We start from the raw sequence: 2,949 nt of genomic DNA, 5'->3' as shown, positions 1-2,949 counted from the left end.
CAATCACCAACTCATCCCTACCATTGATTTATTCCATGAGCACCCGGACATTCAGTTAACAGCATTGTATGCACCAGAGCATGGCATTCGAGGGGATGCAAAAGAAGGAGAAAAGGTAGAGTCGACAGTAGATCCATATACGGGGTTACCTGTATTTAGCCTATATGGAGAAAGCAGAAAGCCTAGTAAGGAAATGCTTGAGTCTGTTGATGTTGTTGTTTTTGATCTCCAGGATATCGGCTCAAGGTATTATACGTTCATTTATACGATGGCCTATGTGATGGAGGCCTGTGCTGAGTACGGAAAAGAATTTATCGTTTTAGATCGACCTAACCCTGTTTCTGGTGAAAAGATGGAAGGGAATTTAGTCGAAGCGGATGTACGGTCATTTGTTGGTTTACTGCCAATTCCGAACAGGCATGGTATGACTGTCGGGGAACTAGCCTTATTGTTTAAGCATGAATTTGGGTATGATTGCGAGTTAACGGTTGTTCCAATGCAAGGCTGGAAAAGGGATATGTATTATGACGAAACAGATCTTTTTTGGGTTCCGCCTTCGCCGAACACTACGAACATTGATATGAATATTTTATATCCTGGTACATGTTTAGTGGAAGGAACGAATCTATCAGAAGGAAGAGGAACGACTAGACCCTTTGAATATATTGGTGCCCCATTTATTGATGGCCACAAGTTAGCAAAGACATTTAACAAAAAAAAGGTTTCAGGTGTGTTAGCACGCCCTACATCGTTTATTCCTACCTACCAAAAGCATAAAGATGAAGTGTGTGGGGGAATACAATTGCATGTAGTAGATCGCCGAAAATTAAATTCTTTAGAAGCGGGAATTTTACTTATAGAAACGATAGCTGAAATGTATCCAAATGATTTCAGTTTCATTCGTAATGATAATGGAAAATACTTTTTTGATTTAATAGCAGGAACGAAAAAATTAAAAGAACATATTTTAAATGGGACTACGGTTGATTTCTTGGAGACTTGTAATGAGCAGGTCGCTTCTTTCAAAAAACAAAGGGAACCATATCTTTTGTATAAATAGGATGGTAAACATATGACAAATATATCAGCTTTAACAACGGAAATGAGGAATAAAGCTTCCGCACATATTGATAATATGTCCACGATTGAAATCTTAAAGACAATTAATAATGAGGACAAAACAGTTGCTGACCGTGTGGAAGATGTACTGCCGGAGATAGAAGCAACGGTTGAAATGGTCTATCAATCTTTAAGTCAAGGTGGCAGATTATTTTATATGGGAGCAGGTACAAGTGGAAGAATTGGCATTTTGGATGCGGTTGAATGTCCACCAACTTACAGTACTCCTCCTGACCTTGTGCAAGCGATTATTGCTGGCGGAAGTAATGCATTTATTAAAGCGGTAGAAGGTGCAGAGGACAATATACATTTAGGTGCGACGGATTTAGAAGCACGAAATCTTACAGAGATTGATGTCGTCATTGGGATTGCTGCTAGCGGTAGAACGCCTTATGTAATTGGGGCCCTTCAGTATGCAAAGAAAATTGGCGCAAAGACGGTTAGTTTATCAAGCAATAAAAATTCTAAAATCAGTCAACATGCTGACATTGCCATCGAAGTGGAAACTGGACCTGAGGTCGTAACTGGTTCAACACGAATGAAGGCTGCAACTGCCCATAAATTAATTCTAAATATGATTACGACGTCGACGATGATAAAAGTTGGAAAAGTCTATGAAAATCTTATGGTCGATTTAAAAGTAAGTAATATTAAGCTTCAGGAACGAGCTAAAAATATCCTCTCAACGATAACGAACGTTCCTTATAGTAAAGCGGAGGAAGTATTGGAGATTACAAATTATGAGGTTAAGCCAGCTATTGTCATGATTAAAGCAGATGTTTCCTTTGAAGAAGCAAAAAAACATATTCATTCAGCCAATGGATTTGTACGAAAGGCAATCGATTTGGCAACTAAGGGAGTGAATTAGTTTGGTGGAATATAGACACTATCAATCAGGTGACGAAAAACAAATTGTAGAACTATGGAATCAATCCTTATGGAAGGATCCGATTACTTCAAAGCGTTTTCGTAATCTCGTTTTATTAGATGCAAACTTTGATCCAGCAGGAATGAGGCTTGCTTTCGAGAATAATAAATTAATAGGCTGTGTATATGCGGTTCGAAGACTGTTGCCGATGTTTGGGACAGATTTAGAACCGGATAATGGGTGGATTCCTTTCTTTTTCGTTGATAAAAGTCACCAAAGAACGGGTGTTGGTGCCCAACTAATGAAAGAAGCCATAAGCTTTCTAAAAGAGAATAATTGCAAGCATGTGTTCTTTTCATCCTATGCCCCAAATTATATTATGCCAGGAATTGATGAGACTGCTTATCCGGAAGCCTATCAATTTTTACAGGCCGAAGGCTTTACAAAGCTTTATTCACCAATCGCTATGGATCGCAATTTAGTAGACTTTAAGCTTTCTGATGAAATAAAAGAGCTTGTGAAGCAAAGGGAAGAAGAGGGCTATACCTTTACGAAAGCAGAGGATAAGGACCTCTATGATGTCATCCAATTTGCGAATTTGAAGTTTAACCCTGATTGGGGAAGAGCCATTCGTGAAGGAGTTTTACAAGGCTTGCCAATGGAGAGAATTCTTGTTGCAAGACAGGATGATAAAATTGTAGGATTCTGTATTTACGGAGGCTATGAGCAGGTGCCAGACCGTTTCGGACCTTTTGGGGTCGACCCAGAACAGCAAGGTAAAGGGCTGGGGAAAATTTTACTCCATTTATGCTTGCAAAATATGAAATCAGAAAGCTTGCACGGTGCCTGGTTCCTTTGGACGGGAGAAAAAACGTCTGCCGGATATCTTTACAAAAAAACAGGATTCACAATCACGCGTACATTCCACGTGATGAAAAAGGATCTTTAACTTTATTCAGCAA

3 protein-coding genes are annotated in these 2,949 nt (G+C 39.2%); all 3 read left to right on the top strand.

Translation table 11 applies throughout. The features are described from left to right. Positions 1-1,060: exo-beta-N-acetylmuramidase NamZ family protein (locus V7112_RS00695; RefSeq protein ID WP_335413898.1), on the top strand; the 1,060-nt coding region annotated here is incomplete at its 5' end. 12 nt (positions 1,061-1,072) lie between these two features. Beyond that, positions 1,073-1,987, top strand: a complete 915-nt coding sequence (gene murQ, locus V7112_RS00690) for an N-acetylmuramic acid 6-phosphate etherase (RefSeq protein ID WP_335413895.1) — start codon at positions 1,073-1,075, stop codon at positions 1,985-1,987. 1 nt (position 1,988) lies between these two features. Next, the gene (locus tag V7112_RS00685) at positions 1,989-2,936 is read left to right on the top strand and encodes a GNAT family N-acetyltransferase (RefSeq protein ID WP_335413892.1); all 948 of its coding nucleotides are present in this window, start codon (positions 1,989-1,991) and stop codon (positions 2,934-2,936) included. Positions 2,937-2,949: the final 13 nt, after the last annotated feature.

The sequence above is a fragment of the Bacillus sp. JJ1566 genome, from assembly GCF_036962685.1.
In the GTDB taxonomy this organism is placed as follows: domain Bacteria; phylum Bacillota; class Bacilli; order Bacillales; family Bacillaceae_L; genus Ferdinandcohnia.
The sequence above is the reverse complement of the archived record's forward strand: the minus strand, read 5'-3'. Positions and strand labels throughout refer to the sequence as shown.